The sequence below is a fragment of the Vannielia sp. SX4 genome, assembly GCF_052828525.1.
Genome location: NZ_CM128247.1, coordinates 2561821 through 2577344 on the forward strand (window position 1 = coordinate 2561821; position 15524 = coordinate 2577344).

Annotated in this window: 17 protein-coding genes; 6 read left to right on the forward strand and 11 right to left on the reverse strand. The window is 62.5% G+C overall.

All coding sequences use genetic code 11. The features are described 5' to 3' along the window. Positions 1-26: 26 nt before the first annotated feature. The gene (locus tag ACUXVX_RS12625; protein ID WP_446308572.1) at positions 27-1457 is read right to left on the reverse strand and encodes a class I adenylate-forming enzyme family protein; all 1431 of its coding nucleotides are present in this window, start codon (positions 1455-1457) and stop codon (positions 27-29) included. Between the two features lie 97 nt (positions 1458-1554). On the opposite strand from ACUXVX_RS12625, the gene ACUXVX_RS12630 reads away from it, so the two are divergent. Then, complete coding sequence (locus ACUXVX_RS12630; protein ID WP_446308573.1) at positions 1555-2175, forward strand: helix-turn-helix domain-containing protein; 621 nt, start codon at positions 1555-1557, stop codon at positions 2173-2175. A 7-nt stretch (positions 2176-2182) separates the two neighbouring features. On the opposite strand, the gene ACUXVX_RS12635 is transcribed toward ACUXVX_RS12630, so the two are convergent. The 3 genes from ACUXVX_RS12635 to ACUXVX_RS12645 all read right to left on the reverse strand — a co-directional run bounded on the left by ACUXVX_RS12635 (position 2183) and on the right by ACUXVX_RS12645 (position 5284). Next, the gene (locus ACUXVX_RS12635; RefSeq protein WP_222493129.1) at positions 2183-2407 is read right to left on the reverse strand and encodes a hypothetical protein; all 225 of its coding nucleotides are present in this window, start codon (positions 2405-2407) and stop codon (positions 2183-2185) included. Between the two features lie 106 nt (positions 2408-2513). Continuing rightward, the gene (locus ACUXVX_RS12640) at positions 2514-3362 is read right to left on the reverse strand and encodes an alpha/beta hydrolase (protein WP_446308574.1); all 849 of its coding nucleotides are present in this window, start codon (positions 3360-3362) and stop codon (positions 2514-2516) included. 101 nt (positions 3363-3463) lie between these two features. Continuing rightward, the gene (locus ACUXVX_RS12645) at positions 3464-5284 is read right to left on the reverse strand and encodes an extracellular solute-binding protein (RefSeq protein ID WP_446308575.1); all 1821 of its coding nucleotides are present in this window, start codon (positions 5282-5284) and stop codon (positions 3464-3466) included. Between the two features lie 225 nt (positions 5285-5509). On the opposite strand from ACUXVX_RS12645, the gene ACUXVX_RS12650 reads away from it, so the two are divergent. The 3 genes from ACUXVX_RS12650 to ACUXVX_RS12660 all read left to right on the forward strand — a co-directional run bounded on the left by ACUXVX_RS12650 (position 5510) and on the right by ACUXVX_RS12660 (position 7880). Further along, positions 5510-5896 (forward strand): ester cyclase, encoded by a 387-nt coding sequence (locus ACUXVX_RS12650; RefSeq protein ID WP_446308576.1) that lies wholly within the window; start codon positions 5510-5512, stop codon positions 5894-5896. 108 nt (positions 5897-6004) lie between these two features. Then, a complete protein-coding gene (locus tag ACUXVX_RS12655; protein ID WP_446308577.1) occupies positions 6005-6778 on the forward strand; it encodes a 3-hydroxybutyrate dehydrogenase in 774 nt (257 codons plus the stop codon). A 4-nt stretch (positions 6779-6782) separates the two neighbouring features. Then, positions 6783-7880 carry a patatin-like phospholipase family protein gene (locus tag ACUXVX_RS12660; RefSeq protein ID WP_446308578.1) on the forward strand — a complete coding sequence of 366 codons (1098 nt, stop codon included), beginning with the start codon at positions 6783-6785 and terminating at the stop codon, positions 7878-7880. A 63-nt stretch (positions 7881-7943) separates the two neighbouring features. On the opposite strand, the gene ACUXVX_RS12665 is transcribed toward ACUXVX_RS12660, so the two are convergent. From ACUXVX_RS12665 to ACUXVX_RS12690, 6 genes are all read right to left on the reverse strand, one after another. Further along, positions 7944-8159, reverse strand: coding sequence for a hypothetical protein (locus ACUXVX_RS12665; RefSeq protein WP_446308579.1), 216 nt, complete (start codon positions 8157-8159; stop codon positions 7944-7946). Between the two features lie 155 nt (positions 8160-8314). After that, positions 8315-9088: a DUF502 domain-containing protein gene (locus ACUXVX_RS12670; RefSeq protein WP_222469221.1), complete on the reverse strand. Its 774-nt coding sequence runs from the start codon at positions 9086-9088 to the stop codon at positions 8315-8317. A gap of 75 nt (positions 9089-9163) precedes the next feature. After that, positions 9164-10081 (reverse strand): pseudouridine-5'-phosphate glycosidase, encoded by a 918-nt coding sequence (locus ACUXVX_RS12675; protein WP_446308580.1) that lies wholly within the window; start codon positions 10079-10081, stop codon positions 9164-9166. A 2-nt stretch (positions 10082-10083) separates the two neighbouring features. Continuing rightward, on the reverse strand, positions 10084-10974 hold the full coding sequence (locus ACUXVX_RS12680) for a PfkB family carbohydrate kinase (protein WP_446308581.1): 891 nt from the start codon (positions 10972-10974) through the stop codon (positions 10084-10086). Between the two features lie 58 nt (positions 10975-11032). After that, entirely contained in the window at positions 11033-11350 is a 318-nt protein-coding gene (locus ACUXVX_RS12685) for a YrhB domain-containing protein (RefSeq protein WP_446308582.1), read from the reverse strand. A gap of 16 nt (positions 11351-11366) precedes the next feature. Then, positions 11367-12113, reverse strand: a complete 747-nt coding sequence (locus ACUXVX_RS12690; RefSeq protein ID WP_222469217.1) for a PAAR domain-containing protein — start codon at positions 12111-12113, stop codon at positions 11367-11369. Between the two features lie 260 nt (positions 12114-12373). Between ACUXVX_RS12690 and rpsB the strand changes: the two genes are divergently transcribed. Then, positions 12374-13189, forward strand: a complete 816-nt coding sequence (rpsB, locus tag ACUXVX_RS12695) for a 30S ribosomal protein S2 (RefSeq protein ID WP_446308583.1) — start codon at positions 12374-12376, stop codon at positions 13187-13189. Between the two features lie 114 nt (positions 13190-13303). Beyond that, positions 13304-14185 (forward strand): translation elongation factor Ts, encoded by an 882-nt coding sequence (gene tsf, locus ACUXVX_RS12700; protein ID WP_222469215.1) that lies wholly within the window; start codon positions 13304-13306, stop codon positions 14183-14185. A gap of 399 nt (positions 14186-14584) precedes the next feature. Here tsf and ACUXVX_RS12705 read toward each other — a convergent pair whose 3' ends face one another. Next, positions 14585-15340 carry a helix-turn-helix transcriptional regulator gene (locus tag ACUXVX_RS12705; protein WP_446308584.1) on the reverse strand — a complete coding sequence of 252 codons (756 nt, stop codon included), beginning with the start codon at positions 15338-15340 and terminating at the stop codon, positions 14585-14587. Between the last annotated feature and the right edge of the window lie 184 nt (positions 15341-15524).

The window sequence follows — 15524 nt, forward strand, 5'->3', positions numbered from 1 at the left end:
GGCGAAAACCCCTTCACAGCGTGCGCCTACGCAGGGTCGAGAGGCCGGTTGCGCAGGACTGTGCGGTTAACCTTGCCGTTGGCGTTAGTCGGGATCGCCTCGATATGAGTGAAGATCCGGGGGCACTTGTAGCGCGCCAGACGGCTTGCGGCGAAGTTTGAAAGGCTTTCGACTTCAATCGGTTGTGGGGCGGTGTAAAAGCATCGGATCACTGTGGTGCAGGGTTTCACCTCGTGCTCGACTGCGGCGGTACCGGTGATGTTTGGGTGCCCCGCCATCGCGGCCTCTATTTCAAGGGGCGACACGCGATACCCTCCGGCGTTCATCATGTCATCGTTGCGGCCCAGATAGGTGATCGCGCCGTCCGGGCCTTCCGCCACTGTGTCTCCGGTGAGAAACCATTCGCCATCGAACCGCTCCGCCGTCTCCTCAGGGGCATCGAGGTAACCCAGCATCAGCCCGGGATCGGAGCGGTGGATGGCCAATTGCCCGTTTTCACCGACGCGGATCCGCCGACCGGGCTGTGGGTAGCCGCTGGCGCCCTCCGGGGCCGGACGGTTGGGGCTGCCGGAAACGTAGGTGGAGCACTCGGACATTCCGAGCGCCTCATAAATCTCGGTTCCGCTCGCGGCCTTCCAAGCTGTGCGCGTTGCTTCAGGTAGCTTCTCACCAGCTGAAATGCCGTGCCGCAGTTTAGGTGCGGAGAGCCCCTCATGGTGCCGTAACATCTGCCGGTAAACGCCCGGTGCGGCGGCAAAAATCGTGGCATCATGACGGGCCATGAGCAATGGGAGTTGCTCGGGCTTGGTGCCGGCTGCCGGGATGACCGCCGTGGCCCCGCGTGCCCAAGGGTCCATCAGGCCGGTCCCAAGGGTGTAGGTCCAGTTGAAGGCGCCAGCGTGGAGGAGCCGGTCATCCTCTTTCAGGTCATACCAGCCCTCCCACATCATCCGCCGCGCCCAGACGGCACGATGCGCGTGCATGACGCCGCGCGGGCGTCCGGAGGTGCCGGAAGTGTAGATGATGTAGGCGAGGCGGTTGGGGTCTCCCATCTCGGGGTCCATCTCACCCTTCATCTCATGCAACGCAGCTTCGGGAAGGACTGGTGCGGAGTTCTCGGGCAAGGCAACGCCTTCACCTGCAATAACGAGCGCAGGCCGGAGTTCTGCGGCTATGGCGGTGATCTCTGGGGCGGTCAGTGCGGCGGACGTTGGCACGGGCACAAGGCCTGCCCAGATCGCGCCTAGGTAGGCGAGTGGAAACTCTACCGTGTTGCCGAGGCGCAGGAGCACGCGGTCACCAGGAACGAGGCCGCGCTCTCGAAGGCCAGCGGCGATGCCTGCGACATGACCGCGGATTTCACCGTAGCGCCAGCGTTTTGCATTGCTGGCACCGGCGATAACGAGCGCAGTCTTGCCTGAATTTTTCTCAGCCGCACCAAGCACATAGGCAGCCATGTTGAACGGGGAGGGGCAAGGGGTGCTCATGGCCAACCTGCTAGCGCTGGCAGGCCGAGCTTGCAAGGGGTCAAAGGGCCTCGTAAACCGCTTGGCCATGGGAGACGATCCGAAGAGCCTGATCCGCATTGCGCGGGAAAGTGGCCAGCAGGCCGAAGCCGCGCCGCTCGATCTGGGCGAGCGGGTGCGGAGCCTGCGCACCGCGCAAGGATGGACGCTGGAACAGGCGGCGCGACAGGCGGGTCTGGCCCGCTCAACGCTTTCGAAAATCGAAAACGGTCAGATGTCGCCCACCTATGATGCGGTGAAGAAGCTTGCCGAAGGGCTGAAAATTTCTCTGCCCCAGCTGTTTACTCCCCCGAGTGAAGAGAAGGTGAACGGCCGTATGGCCGTGACGAAGGGCGGCGAGGGGGATCATCAGATGACCCCGACCTACGAGCATGACCTGCTTGCAAGCCAATTGACCCAGAAGAAGATGCTGCCCTATCGCGCCCGTATTCGGGCCCGCCGGATGGAGGAGTTCGACGGTTGGGTGCGGCACGACGGGGAAGAGTTTTTGTATGTGCTGACAGGTGTTATCAAGCTCTACACCGAGTTCTATGCCCCGGTGGAGCTACGACGCGGCGACAGTGCGTATTACGATGCGACGATGGGGCATAACGTGGTGTCGGTGAGCGATGAGGATGCAACGATCCTTTGGGTCACCTCGCTCGACTAGGGCACCATCAGGCCGCTTCTGCCAGCTGACTTCGACCGAAACGCCGAAGCATGTCTTGCACCCCTTCTTCGGCCTCACGCAGGGTCAGGTCGTGGGTGGCGGCGAGATAGGCAACGAAGAGCGACCGGTTGCCGCGAAACCTTTGAAGCGCAACGCAATCCACGTGCGGGTAAAGGTCAACGATCCTAGGCAGGGCGTCCGCCCAGTTCTCGAAGAGCTGTTTCCAAGCCATCGATTGTCCTCCCAAGTCCTCCGGAGCGTATCGCATTTTCCGATTCCCATCAATTCGCGTCATGGTTGATAGGCCGTGAGGGTAGGAAGCAGTGCTTAATGCACGGTTAACGTGCAACGGCTGCTGGGTTGCTGATGAAAGCGGCGATTTCAGAGGCCAGGCCATCGGTCAGCGGTACGTCTGGGTCCTCATAAGTGGCATAGGGCGCGCCCTCCACATCGTCCTTCAGCATGTGGGTCATGAGAGCGAAGATGCGCAAAGTGGCGCGAGGATTGGCGCCGACAAGCGCTGCGGCATCGACGGGCGTGATCTGAACGTCACGGGCACCCTGGATGACCAGAATGGGGCCGCTATAGGCCCGGGCCAGCGCGACCGGGTCCTTGGAGAAAAGGTTGATGAGAAATCCCTGAATGCTGTCGCGCCAAGGCTGGCGCAGTGCGGGGCTGAGTGTTTCGATATCGACCCGCTCGCCGCGCTCGAGGGTGCTGAAGATCCGCTCCATCTCGTCGTCATAGGCCCGGGCGAGCGGTTGTCGCGCAAGTTGCTCGCGCAGGATCACCGACAGCGGGCGCCCGGGCGCCGCGAGCAGAACGAGCCCGCAGATGTGGGGCGCGCCGGCAGAGGCGGTGGCGAGTGACACCAGCCCACCCTCGGAATGGCCGGCGAGCCAGACGCAGCTTTGGCCCATCCGGCCTGCGAGCTCTGTCGCCCAATGGGCTACGTCTTCGCCATAGGCTTCAACCGTTACCGCCTCCGGGTCGGAGATGGCCGCCTTGCTGCCGAACAGCCCGCGCTTGTCGATCCGCAGGCTCGCCACGCCCTCTGCGGCCAAGGCCTCGGCCAGAAGCTTGTAGCTGAGCGCGCCGCGACCGGTGGAAAATCGGCCATCGCGGTCGATCGGGCCGGAGCCCGGCACGATCACTACGGCGTGGGTCGCGCGCTCAGGGAGGAGCAATTCTCCTTGCAAAGGTCCCTCGGGGCCGGGGATTTCAAGCGTTTCGGCCCGAACCGTCATCGCCAACGAACTGAGGGCGAGTGCAAGGAGGGCAGGGCGGATCACTCCGCCTGCCACCACCACACATCCGGAAGGAAACCGGCCCAGTCGCCATAGGCTGGCAGGTGCTCGGCGTTGTATCTCATCTCTTTCTTAAACGCGAGCCGCGCCTCGGGGCTGTACCAGATCGGGATCACGTAGCGCCCGGCGGTCAGAACACGGTCAAGGCCATGCACGGCCGCAAGAAACACCTCGCGATCCTCGGTTTCGAGCATCGCACGGATCATCGCCTCGGCGGCGGGAGAGTTCATGCCCATCCAGTTGCGGGTACCTGGCTCGGTCACGCCCGCAGAGCCCCAGTAAAGCGTCTGCTCGTTGCCGGGCGACATGGAGAGGGGCCGGGTGTACCAGGTCATATCGAAGTCGTAATTGTCGGTCCGCTCGCGGTACTGCGCTCGGTCGATAGCCTCGATCGTCACATCTATGCCCAGCCGCTTCAGCCCTTCGACGTAGAGCTCGGCGATGTTGGCAGGCTGTGGGGCGCCGGTTTGCAGGAGGATCTCGAAGGCGAAGGCATCGCCCGCTTCATTGCGCAGCACACCGGCGTCATCCACGGTCCAGCCGGCCTCGTTAAGCAGGTCCATCGCGGCCCGGACGTTTGCGCGGTTGCGGACCGAGCCGTCGCCGACGGGCAGCTCATAGCCTTCGATGGTGCCAGGCGGAAGGTCCGCTGCGAAGGGTGCCAGCAACTCTGCCACCTTCCCCTCAGCTGCACCCGGCTTCATCGCAAGTTCGGAGTTGCAGAAATAGGAGCAGATCCGCGGGTCGCCGCCATCGTTCAGCTTGTCTGAGATGAACTCGTAGTTGAAGGCGAGGATCATCGCCTCGCGCACGCGCCAGTCCTCGAAGAGCGGCTTGCGGGTGTTCATCACCAGCCCGGTGATGCCCGAGGGCCGCTCATGCGGGATCAGCGCCTTCACCACATCGCCCGACTGCACGGAGGGAAAGTCGTAGGAGCTGTTCCACTTGGCAACGTTGTTCTCGCGGTTGTAGCTGAGTTCGCCTGCGCGGAAGGCTTCGAAGGCGACATCGCTATCACCGAACCACTCGTAGCGGAGGGTGTCGAAGTTGTGCTGGCCGCGGTTGAACGGCAAGTCCTTACCCCACCAATCGGGGTTGCGCCGCATGGTGATGGAGCGGCCCGGATCGACGTTTTCGATCACGTAGGGACCGGAGCCAACAGGCACACGCATCGACGCTTCTTCAAAGTCGATACCCTCCCAATCAGCCTTCTTGACAATCGGACGCATGCCCATCAGGAGGGCCAGTTCGTTGTCGGCCTCGTTGAAGGTGAAGCGCACGCCGCGCTCGCCGACCTGCTCCATCTTCGCCACCTTCTTCCAGGCGGTGTGGTAGCGCGGATGGCCGAGCGTGCCGAGGGTCTCGTAGGACCACATCACATCTTCAACGGTCACGGGCGAGCCGTCGTTGAACCGAGCCTCGGGCCGCAAAGTGAACTCGACCCACTCGCGGTTTGGCCCGGTTTCGACTGTTTCAGCCAACAGGCCGTAGAGGGTAAATGGCTCGTCCTGACTGCGGCCCATGAGGGTCTCGAAACCGAACTCGCGCCAAGCCCACGGGGAGCGGCCCTTGAGGATGAACGGGTGCATCGAGTCGAAACTGCCGATCTCGCTTTGCACGTATTCGCCGCCCTTCGGCGCATCGGGATTGACGTAGGGCAGGGCGGTAAAATCGGCCGGCAAAGCGGGCTCACCATACATGGCGATGCCATGTTTTGGCTCGGCTCCGGCGAATCCCCCGAGGGAAACCAGAGCGAGCGTCGCGCAAACCCGTGAAGCTGCTTGGAAAAAATGATAGGCCATATTGGCAACAATCCCTGTCTGCCCTTGTTTATTTGACCCAAATCCTAGCGGCGGAGTTCAGCCTTTTCAAACTTTTACCTTGGACATACGCGGCAGAACGCGTATAAAGAGGGCACTGCTCGATAGGTTTCTTGCCTGTATGAAACCTGCCTCAATAACTTGCGCCCGCCTTGTGCGGGCGCTTTTTTTTGGCCCGATTTCGGAGCCGGATATCGGAGTGGTTTCATGACCCGCGACGCCTGGATCGCCGCCTACCACGGCTATATCGACTGCCTCAATCGGCAGGAGTGGGAAAAGCTCGGCGAGCACGTTCACGAAGAGGCGAGCCACAACGGTAGCCCCCTCGGGCTGGCCGGGTACCGGGCCATGTTGGAGGGTGATTTTCGGGCGATTCCCGACTTGCGTTTCAACATCGCGCACCTGGTTGCCGAGCCCGAGCACATCGCCGCGCGACTGAGCTTTGATTGCACGCCGGTCGGGAAACTCTTCGGCTTGCCGGTCAACGGACGACGGGTGCAGTTCACTGAGCACGTGTTCTATCGCTACGAGCAGGGGTTGATCGCGGAGGTTCACTCGCTGATCGACACAACCGCCATCGCTGCCCAGCTCTGACGCCGACAAACTGACGCAGCCCCGGAACGTCTTTCGACATTCGCCGTTTCCTTTGCAAGTGCAGCATCTATGCTTTGCACCGACAGAATTTCACAAAGGAGAAGAGAGATGTCTCTCAAAGGCAAAACCGCCGTCATCACCGGGTCCAACTCGGGGATCGGCCTTGGCGTCGCGCGGGCATTGGCCGGGGCAGGGGCCAACGTGGTGCTCAACTCGTTCACCGACCGCAAGGAAGATCACGCGCTTGCCGATGAGATCGGCAAGGCCCATGGGGTCGAGGCGCGCTACATCAAGGCCGACATGAGCAAGGGCGAGGAGTGCCGCAAGCTGATCGAAGAGGCGGGCGCCTGCGACATCCTCGTGAACAACGCGGGCATCCAGCACGTCGCCCCGATTGACGAGTTCCCGATGGAAAAATGGGATGCGATCATCGCCATCAACCTTTCGTCGGCGTTTCACACGACCGCCGCTGCCCTGCCAATGATGCGCAAGGCCGGCTGGGGCCGCATCATCAACATCGCCTCCGCACACGGTCTGCGCGCTTCGCCCTACAAGTCGGCCTATATCTCGGCCAAGCACGGGATTGTCGGCATGACCAAGACGGTCGGCCTTGAGACCGCCCGCGAACCGATCACGGCTAATTCGATCTGCCCCGGCTATGTACTGACCCCGCTGGTCGAGGCGCAGATCCCCGACACGGCGAAGGAGTACAAGATGAAGGAGGACGAGGTGGTCGAGAAGGTCATCCTTGAAAAGCAGCCCTCCAAGGAATTCGTGACGGTCGAGCAGCTTGGTGGCCTTGCCGTGTTCCTTTGCTCCGATCATGCCTCGCAAATCACCGGCACCACGATCAGCGCCGATGGTGGCTGGACCGCGAGCTGATCCGTTGGCGAAGAAACAGAAGATCGCAGTCAACCTTGCGCTTCAGGGGGGAGGGGCCCATGGCGCCTTCACCTGGGGCGTGCTGGACCGGCTGCTGGAGACCGGCGAGTTCGAGATCGCTGCAATCTCCGGCACCTCCGCCGGGGCGGTCAATGGCGCGGCGCTGAAGGCGGGGCTCGTGCGTGGGCTGGCAGATGGCGATGTGGTGGAGGGCAACGAGGTCGCCCGCGCGAACCTCGATTGGCTCTGGGAGCGCATGGGGGCCTTGCCCGACAATGAGATCACCCATTGGCTGGCCCCCTTCGCACCCTCCGCACAGGTGGTGAGCCAGATGCTGGAATACTCGCCGGCCTACTGGTTGCAAGAGACAGCCGCGCGAGTAGCCTCGCCCTACAGTCTCGGCCCGCTCTACGAAAACCCGCTACGCAAGGTGGTCGAAACCTTCGACTACAACCACGTGTGCCACGAGCGCGGGCCCGACTTTTACGTATCCGCCACCAACGTCCGCACGGGGCGCATCCGGATGTTCCGGGGAGAAGAGATCACGCCCGATGTGATCCTTGCCTCCGCTTGCTTGCCCACGTTGTTCCGGGCCGTCGAGGCCAAAGATCCGGTGACTAGAACCGATGAGTTTTGGTGGGACGGTGGCTACACGGGCAATCCCGCGCTGTTTCCGCTATTCGCGCGGCACCTGCCGGACGACATCATCATCATCAATATCAACCCGCTGGAGCGCGAGGAACTGCCGCAAACGCCGCAAGACATCGCCAACCGGGTCAACGAGATCAGCTTCAACGCCTCCCTTATGAGCGAGCTTCGTGCCATCGCCTTCGTGCATCGCCTGATCGAAAGCGGCACTGTGCCGGAGGGGGTGATGAAGAACGTGCGCGTGCACATGATCGCCGACGACGACCTGATGAACGACCTATCGGTTGCCACCAAGACCGTACCGAACCCCTACGTGATGAGCGAACTCAAAGAAGCCGGCCGCCGGGCTGCGGCCCGGTTCTTGGGGCAACACGGAAGCAAGGTGGGGAGAGAGAGCAGCGTTGATCTCGCTGCGATTTACGGCGACGGGCTGGGGCGCACATTTGATGAGTAGAAAACGCGCAAAAGGCCGCAGCGGAGAACTCCGCGCGGCCTCATGGCTGCGGCTATAGCCGGATCAGTTGGCGACCGCGACCCCGAAGAGGATCAGCGCGGTGATCGGCACGATGATGTCATGGCTGCCAGAAGACGCGGTGTCTTCGGCAATGGTGTCACGGCTCATCTGCGGCTCATCGGTCGTGACCGTCGGCTCCATCACCGGCTCGTTCATGCCACCGGCAAAAGCCGGGGCGGCGAGGGCGGCGGAGAGAAGGCCTGCGTAAAAGAATTTCATCGGGAACATCCCATTCTGGATCTGCTTTAGGTGAACTTAGGCATAACGTGTTTGGCCGCAAGAAAGCGCGTCTGTCCAGCCACAAGATGTGGCGGTAATGTCGCAGAATTGCCGCAAATGCTGTCAACGGAGCGCCCGGAATCGCGGCAATGGACTCAGGCAGCGCCTTTTTCGCGCTCTTCGACCGCTTGAGCGGCTTCTGGAAGGGCAGCCGGGATCTTGTCGGATGGGTAGACGAGCCCCGCGGAGATCACGAGCTTTGCGGCGTCTTCCACGGTCATGTCGAGGATGATCACATCCTTGCGGGGCACAAAAAGCAGGAAGCCAGAGGTCGGATTGGGCGTGGTCGGCAGGAACACTGAGACCATCTCGTCCTCAACCGGCGACTTCTTGGCGATTTCCCCCTTGGCCTTAGTCGAGATGAAGGCAATCGCCCAGATGCCATGGCGTGGGTATTGGACAAGGCAGGCCTTGTCGAAGTTCGTCTCGGTCTGCGCGAAGACGGTTTCGGCGATCTGCTTCAGGCCGTTGTAGATGGAGCGGACCACGGGCATGCGGTCCACAAGGCTCTCGGCCCAGCGAAGGAACGAACGGCCGAGGAAGCCTTTGGCCATCCAGCCAACGAGCACTGTGAACAGGAGGAAGACCACCACACCGACGCCGCGGATGTTGACCCGGATCGGCTCACAGTCGGCGCAGTTGAAGTATTTGTTGATCAGCGTCTCGGGGTGATAGGCGCCCGGCACAAAGGGCATGACCACGCCATCGACCCAGCCCACGACCGTCCAGATCAGCCAGATGGTCACGGCAACGGGGCCAACAACGACCAGACCGGTAAAGAACGACGAGCGCAGACCCGAGAGCCAACCGGGGCGCCGGTAGGGTTTCGGGTCGAGCGGATTTTCGGGTGGCGGTGGCGTCTTGGCCATCGTGTTACGGGCACTCCTTGGGCGGTTGCATGAGAAATATGCGCCGCCGGGGCCGCTCGCAAGGGAGCGAGGGCGTTAACCCTGCTTAACGGCGCGAATTTTAACGATTTCGCCTGCGATTTCGGCAGCGAGCCGGGCGTTGTGGCGCACGAGGGCGATATTGGCGGTCAGTGAGCGGCCCTCGGTCGCGTGAAATATCCGGTCGAGCAGGAAGGGGGTAACGGCCTTTGCGGCGATCCCTTCAGCCTCGGCGGCCGCGAGAGCCTCGGCGATCACCGGGGCCAGTTCTTCGGCCGGAATCTCAGCTTCCATCGGTATCGGATTGGCCACCAGTTGCCCGCCTTCCAGTCCCATCGCGCCGCGCATCACATGAGCGTTTGCCACTTCCGCGGCGGTCTCAGCCGAAAGGGGCGAGGGCAGGCCGGAGCTGCGCGACCAGAAGGCAGGAAAGTCCTTTTGCCCCATCGTGATGACCGTAACGCCAAAGGTTTCGAGCACTTCCAGCGTCTTCGGGATATCGAGGATGGCCTTGGCGCCCGCGGCCACCACGCTCACAGGAGTTTTGGCGAGTTCCTGGAGATCTGCAGATACATCAAAGCTGAACTCTGCGCCGCGATGCACACCACCGATTCCGCCGGTGGCGAAGACCTCGATGCCTGCAAGGCGTGCGCCGATCATCGTGGCGGCAACGGTCGTTGCCCCCGTGCCACCGGTCGCGAGGCAGTGTGCCATGTCGGCGCGGGAAAGTTTGGCTACCCCAGTCGCCTGCCCCAGCGAATCGAGCTGTGCCTCGGTGAGGCCGGCACAGAGCGCCCCTTCGAGCACGGCGATGGTGGCCGGAACGGCCCCAGCGGCCCGAATGTCATCCTCTACGGCGCGGGCCGTTTCCACGTTTTGCGGGTAAGGCATGCCGTGGGTGATAATAGTGCTTTCCAGCGCCACAACAGGGCGGCCTTCTGCAATCGCATCAGAGACTTCTTGCGTGACATTCATCTTCACAGGCGGGTTTCTCCAGATACATAGGCCGCCGTTACGGCCTGGGCATGGGCGAGCGCTGCGGGTCGGTCCATTCCTTCCGCCTCGGCGGCGATGTGGGCAGCCATGAAGGTGTCACCCGCGCCAGTGACGCGTTCGACCATGACTTCAGGCGGCGTGGACACATGGGACGCGTTTTGGGACGCATCGCATGTGGCGCGGCCTCCGTCGGTGACGAGCACCCGGCCCGCGCCGCGCTTGACCAGCGCCTTCGCGGCGCTCTCGGCGTCATCGAAGCCTTTCTGCGCAAGCAGTCCAGCCTCCTCGCGATTGAGGTAGAGCGTGGTGCCACCATGACCAAGGAGCGGCAGGAGGCGCTCCGCCTTGCCGGGTGAGGCGGGCGCCACGCGCAGGTCGGCGGCGGCGAACAACGGGCTCTCTGCGATTTCGGCCAAGAGCGTTTCGGTCAGGTTGCCGTCCAGAGCGATTAGACCGGGGTAGGGGGCGTCAGCACTTCCGAGGCGGCCATCCCGCAAGGGTGCGAGGATTCGGTCTCCCGCCGCCTCGAGTGAATGCGCATCCGCCAGCGCCGCCACCAGCCCCCCGGCACCCTCGATGGCCATATAGGTGTCGGTCGGCAGATCGTCGGAGCGATGCAGATATCCTGTGTCGAGGCCCAGAAGCGTGCAGCGCGCAACGAGTTCATCGCCCGGCCCGTCGCGGCCCACGGAGCTGAGCAACACAGGCGCAAGCCCCGCACGGCGCAGGGCCATTGCGATGTTGAGCGCCACACCACCCGGAATGCGGGTGATCCTGCCGGGCACATCGGCGCCCAGCCGCATCGAGGCAGGTGTGCGTCCGATAACATCCCAAAGAACGGAACCGATGCAGAGAATGGAAGAGGCCGACATGCCCGCCTTGTGGCCTCACCGCGCGCCCGGGGCAAGCCCTGCCGTGCGCCGCGGCGGGCTACTTCATGTGTTCCGGCAGCATCTCAGGGTCTTCCAGCATCTCCTCGAAACGGAGAATTGCCTGCTCTGGTGGCATCGAAGTGGGCATGGGGACCACAGAGCCGTCATGCAACACCACGATCGGCCCGGTGCCGGGCATCGTATCCATCGGGTCGCCCGAGGCGAGAAAGGCGCGGGTGTTGTAGAAGAAGATCCAGCCATAAGTACGTTCCATGGTCCGGTCGTCCTCGATCACGAAATCATGGTCGCTGTGCGAGGAGATTTCTTCCTCGACCAGTGCCTGCGCCCGCTCTTGTGTGATCCGCTCTTCGGCCATCACCTTCGCTCCCGGCTCAAGGCACAATGCCCCAGCCAACATTGCTGTTGCCAGAGCCATTGTAGCGCGTATTCGCCCTGTTCGCATCGGTGATCACCTCTTGGCGTTGCCCCGGCCCCCAATCCTGGCTTTCTACGATTCCCACCGTGCCACGATCATTGGCCATGACAACCACATGCGAGCCGCCATTGTTGGGATAGATGATGCCCACGATGGCGCGCGTGCCTGGGCCGCCCTGCTGCACGGCGTCGAAGGCGTCCTGAAAGCTCGAGTTCCATTGCAGGTTGGTGTTGTGCCGCGCCTCGATGTCCGAGAAGAGCCCGTCCCGCGTGGCCGGTGCCACAGCATTGGGGTCTGTGCCATCCAGACGGTCGAGCACCGCGTCGATGGAGTTGCCGCAATTCACCACGCTGCCCGATGGGTTCACCCCCATAGCCGCGTTCTGGAGCATGGTGCCGGGCACGTATGTCTGGCCGATGAGGACGGTCGGGCAGCCCGTGGTGATTGCGCCACCGTGGGCACAGGGGTCTCCCAAGCGGGCCGCAGGCAGGTTGTTCACCAGAACCAGCGGTGAGCCGAACACGATGACATCGGGCGGGCCGACGCACAGGGCCTTATCGGTCAGACGGGCCTGCGGCATGTTGCAGGTGAGCACATTAATGGAGCAGGTCGGAAGGATCGGGCCGCCAACGTGCGGGATTGGGGGAACGCCGGGTGTGACCAGCGGGCACACATGAAAGTCGGTCAGTCGGGCAGCAAGCATAGCTTTGCCTCTCGATCAAATGGGTCGTATTCAAAGGTCGTCTGTCAAATTCTGCCGCCAGAATAACACGAGGGCGGGTCTTTGTCCTAATACAGATAGGAAGTGAGGAGGGGCTTGCAAGTTTCTGCCACCCGCGTTAAACGCGCGCTCACTTCACAGGCGGGGTTTGGGCCCTGCGGGGAGACATCCCGCAAAGGTCCGCCGGTTGGGCAACAGCCCTCATGATCCCGCCGAGGCGCAAACCGGAAAAGGATTTGGACATGGCGCTCCCTGATTTCTCCATGCGTCAGCTGCTTGAAGCTGGCGTTCACTTCGGTCACCAGACCCAGCGGTGGAACCCCCGCATGGGCGAGTTCATCTACGGTGATCGCAACGGCATTCACATTCTCGACCTGACGCAGACCGTCCCGATGCTGGACGCCGCGCTCAATGTCGTGCGTGAGACCGTGGCCAAGAACGGCCGCATCCTCTTTGTCGGTACCAAGCGTCAGGCTCAGCGCCCGATCGCCGAAGCCGCTGAGAAATGCGCACAGTACTACATGAACCACCGCTGGCTCGGTGGCACGCTGACCAACTGGAAGACCGTCTCCCAGTCGATCCAGCGCCTGAAGGCCATCGACGAAGAATCCTCCATCGGTTTTGCCGGCCTCACCAAGAAAGAGCGCCTTGGCATGGAGCGCGAGCAGGCCAAACTGCAGGCCTCGCTTGGCGGCATCCGCGAGATGGGCGGCCTGCCCGACCTGCTGTTCGTCATCGACGTGAACAAGGAAGACCTCGCCATTGCCGAAGCCAAAAAGCTGGGCATTCCGGTTGTGGCCGTGGTCGACACCAACTGCTCGCCCGACGGTGTGGATTACATCATCCCCGGCAACGATGACGCCGCCCGGGCCATCGCTCTTTACTGTGACCTCGTGGCCCGCGCCGCGCTCGACGGCATGACCGCCCAGATGGGCGCTGCTGGCGTTGACATTGGCGCTCTGGAAGAGGCTGCCGTAGAAGAGGCGCTCGCCGCCGAAGCCGGTGCCGAAGAGGCGCCTGCCGAAGCTCCGGCTGAAGAAGCCGCTGCCGAGAGCTGAGGGACACGAGGGCAGGGGGCCAACACGGCTCTCTCCCACTGTCATCAAACTTACAAACGGGCGGTGCAGAACCGCCCGGACGTTCTGCAATAAGATCTCCCGAAGGAGCATGACATGGCGATTACCGCTGCACTGGTGAAAGAGCTGCGCGACAAGACGGGCGCGGGCATGATGGACGCCAAGAAGGCGCTGACCGAGACCGACGGCGACATGGAAGCCGCGGTTGACTGGCTGCGCACCAAGGGCCTTGCGAAGGCCGCCAAGAAATCTGACCGCACCGCCGCCGAGGGCCTCGTGGCTGTTGAGGTCGACGGCGGCAAAGGCGTGGCTGTCGAAGTCAACTCCGAGACAGACTTCGTCGGCAAGAACGCCGAGTTCCAGACCATGGTGTCCGGCATCGCGAAAGCCGCGCTTGGTGTGTCCGACGTTGAGGCGCTGAAGAACGCCGACATGGGCGGCAAGACCGTGGCCGACACGCTGACCGACAAGATCGCCACCATCGGCGAGAACATGGGCCTGCGCCGCATGGCGACCGTCGAGGGCGCCTCGGTCGTGTCCTACGTCCACAACGCCGCCGCGCCCGGTATGGGCAAAATCGGCGTGCTCGTGGCGCTCTCGGGCGAGAACGAAGAGTTCGGCAAGCAGGTGGCCATGCACGTCGCGGCAGCGGACCCACGCCCGGCAGCCCTGAACGAGTCCGAGCTGGACCCGGCCATCGTGGAAAAAGAGCGCCAGGTGCAGATGGATATCGCTCGTGAGAGCGGCAAGCCGGAGCAGGTCATCGAGAAGATGATCGAAGGCCGGATGAAAAAATTCCTTGCCGAGATCACGCTGCTGAACCAGGCCTTCGTGATCAACCCCGATCTGACCGTGGCTCAGGCCGCCAAAGAAGCGGGTGTCGAGATCGTCGGCTTCGTGCGCCTCGAAGTGGGCGAAGGCATCGAAAAGAAAGAAGAGGACTTCGCAGCCGAAGTCGCGAAAGCCGCTCAGGGCTGAGCCTGACCCCGTTTGTTTCGACAGGCCGTCGCACTCCGGTGCGGCGGCCTTTTTCGTTGTTTCAGAAAGGTTTGTGGCGCGGCCCCTGGGAAGGGCCGCGCCACAAGAACCGAACGATCGCGCCGCGTCATTTTGGGGATGAGGACAGGCGATCCCGTTCGGGGTGTCGACCCGGAGAATGAATATAATCCCCCAGGCCGACGATCCGGTTTCCCGGAGCAACTCGAACTCCCCAGTATCGTGAGGCCGCCCGAGCCGCGAGTTCCTTGGCTAATGCCACCACTCACGGAACACGCCGAAAATGCCAATTACCGTCGGGGAAGGGAACTCCTTCGGCGGATCTTCGCTCAACTTTTCACGGTAGTTTCACGGCGCCCAAGGCCGGTAACGCAAAACGGCTCAGAAGCTCGGTTCGATCTGGTAGATCTGGTTCAGCATACTGGCCTTGAGAACCGCCTGAGCCGTTGTTTCGACCCCCAGAGACTCACGGGCCAGCCGGAGATGCTTCTCCACCGTTGACGGGGTCAGCCCCATGATCATGGCGATGTCGGCTGTGGTTTTGCCGTCTCCGACCCACTCGAGCGCCTCACGCTGCCTTGGTGTCAGCGGGCGGCGCGAGGTCAGCCGGGGCAGGGTGGTGATCTTCAGATGGGCCACATTGGTCAGCGCCCAGATCTCACGACCGTGCCGTGCCCAGATCGCATCAACCTCATCCTGGCTCACACCGCGCTCGGGCACGAGCCCGAGTCCCGCACGTGTGCGATGGCTCGAAGGCGGAAAACTCAACGTCAGGCCGGCGTTGAGCCCGAAGGAAAGATTCAGCTCATGAACCCGCAGCTCATCGGCGTCCATGAGGCCTTGCTCGGCGCGCTCCAAGATCGAGCGCCATGTCTTTGCACCCACGTTGTCGACACCCCAACGCACCATCGGCGCATGGTAGTAGAGGCCATCGTTCACGAAGGCATCCATGTACGCTTTCTCGAGCGTCGTCAGGATGGTGATGTCGTCGCGGTCACCGAGGTTCTGGCCAAACCGCTGGCTGGTGTAGCCATAGATCAAACGGGGGAAGCCGTAGTCTGCCAACACATCCCGCAGACTGACCCAAAGCTCCTCAACGTCGCGGCACGCCACGATTTTTTCAACTGTATCCAGCATCGGCTCTTTAACCTTGGCGTGGGTGAGTGCCTCGCGCCAAATCCCTCGTCATCCCCGTGGGTTGACCTACGGTCTAACGCCCGAGATGTCGAGTTTCCGGCGGGAGATATGTGCGATTTTGTAGAGATGTGGTTAATTCGTGAAAAAGTTGTCACGGAGTCGGCTCATGTGGAAAATGGTTCTG

What these genes read in the sequence shown, in the direction of transcription:
- ACUXVX_RS12645 (WP_446308575.1), bottom strand. Translation starts at nt 5,284, where the DNA reads ATGGCCTATCATTTTTTCCAAGCAGCTTCACGGGTTTGCGCGACGCTC.
- ACUXVX_RS12670 (WP_222469221.1), bottom strand. Translation starts at nt 9,088, where the DNA reads ATGGCCAAGACGCCACCGCCACCCGAAAATCCGCTCGACCCGAAACCC.
- ACUXVX_RS12705 (WP_446308584.1), bottom strand. Translation starts at nt 15,340, where the DNA reads ATGCTGGATACAGTTGAAAAAATCGTGGCGTGCCGCGACGTTGAGGAG.
- ACUXVX_RS12665 (WP_446308579.1), bottom strand. Translation starts at nt 8,159, where the DNA reads ATGAAATTCTTTTACGCAGGCCTTCTCTCCGCCGCCCTCGCCGCCCCG.
- ACUXVX_RS12630 (WP_446308573.1), top strand. Translation starts at nt 1,555, where the DNA reads ATGGGAGACGATCCGAAGAGCCTGATCCGCATTGCGCGGGAAAGTGGC.
- ACUXVX_RS12675 (WP_446308580.1), bottom strand. Translation starts at nt 10,081, where the DNA reads ATGAATGTCACGCAAGAAGTCTCTGATGCGATTGCAGAAGGCCGCCCT.
- ACUXVX_RS12680 (WP_446308581.1), bottom strand. Translation starts at nt 10,974, where the DNA reads ATGTCGGCCTCTTCCATTCTCTGCATCGGTTCCGTTCTTTGGGATGTT.
- ACUXVX_RS12635 (WP_222493129.1), bottom strand. Translation starts at nt 2,407, where the DNA reads ATGGCTTGGAAACAGCTCTTCGAGAACTGGGCGGACGCCCTGCCTAGG.
- tsf (WP_222469215.1), top strand. Translation starts at nt 13,304, where the DNA reads ATGGCGATTACCGCTGCACTGGTGAAAGAGCTGCGCGACAAGACGGGC.
- ACUXVX_RS12655 (WP_446308577.1), top strand. Translation starts at nt 6,005, where the DNA reads ATGTCTCTCAAAGGCAAAACCGCCGTCATCACCGGGTCCAACTCGGGG.
- ACUXVX_RS12650 (WP_446308576.1), top strand. Translation starts at nt 5,510, where the DNA reads ATGACCCGCGACGCCTGGATCGCCGCCTACCACGGCTATATCGACTGC.
- rpsB (WP_446308583.1), top strand. Translation starts at nt 12,374, where the DNA reads ATGGCGCTCCCTGATTTCTCCATGCGTCAGCTGCTTGAAGCTGGCGTT.
- ACUXVX_RS12625 (WP_446308572.1), bottom strand. Translation starts at nt 1,457, where the DNA reads ATGGCTGCCTATGTGCTTGGTGCGGCTGAGAAAAATTCAGGCAAGACT.
- ACUXVX_RS12690 (WP_222469217.1), bottom strand. Translation starts at nt 12,113, where the DNA reads ATGCTTGCTGCCCGACTGACCGACTTTCATGTGTGCCCGCTGGTCACA.
- ACUXVX_RS12685 (WP_446308582.1), bottom strand. Translation starts at nt 11,350, where the DNA reads ATGGCCGAAGAGCGGATCACACAAGAGCGGGCGCAGGCACTGGTCGAG.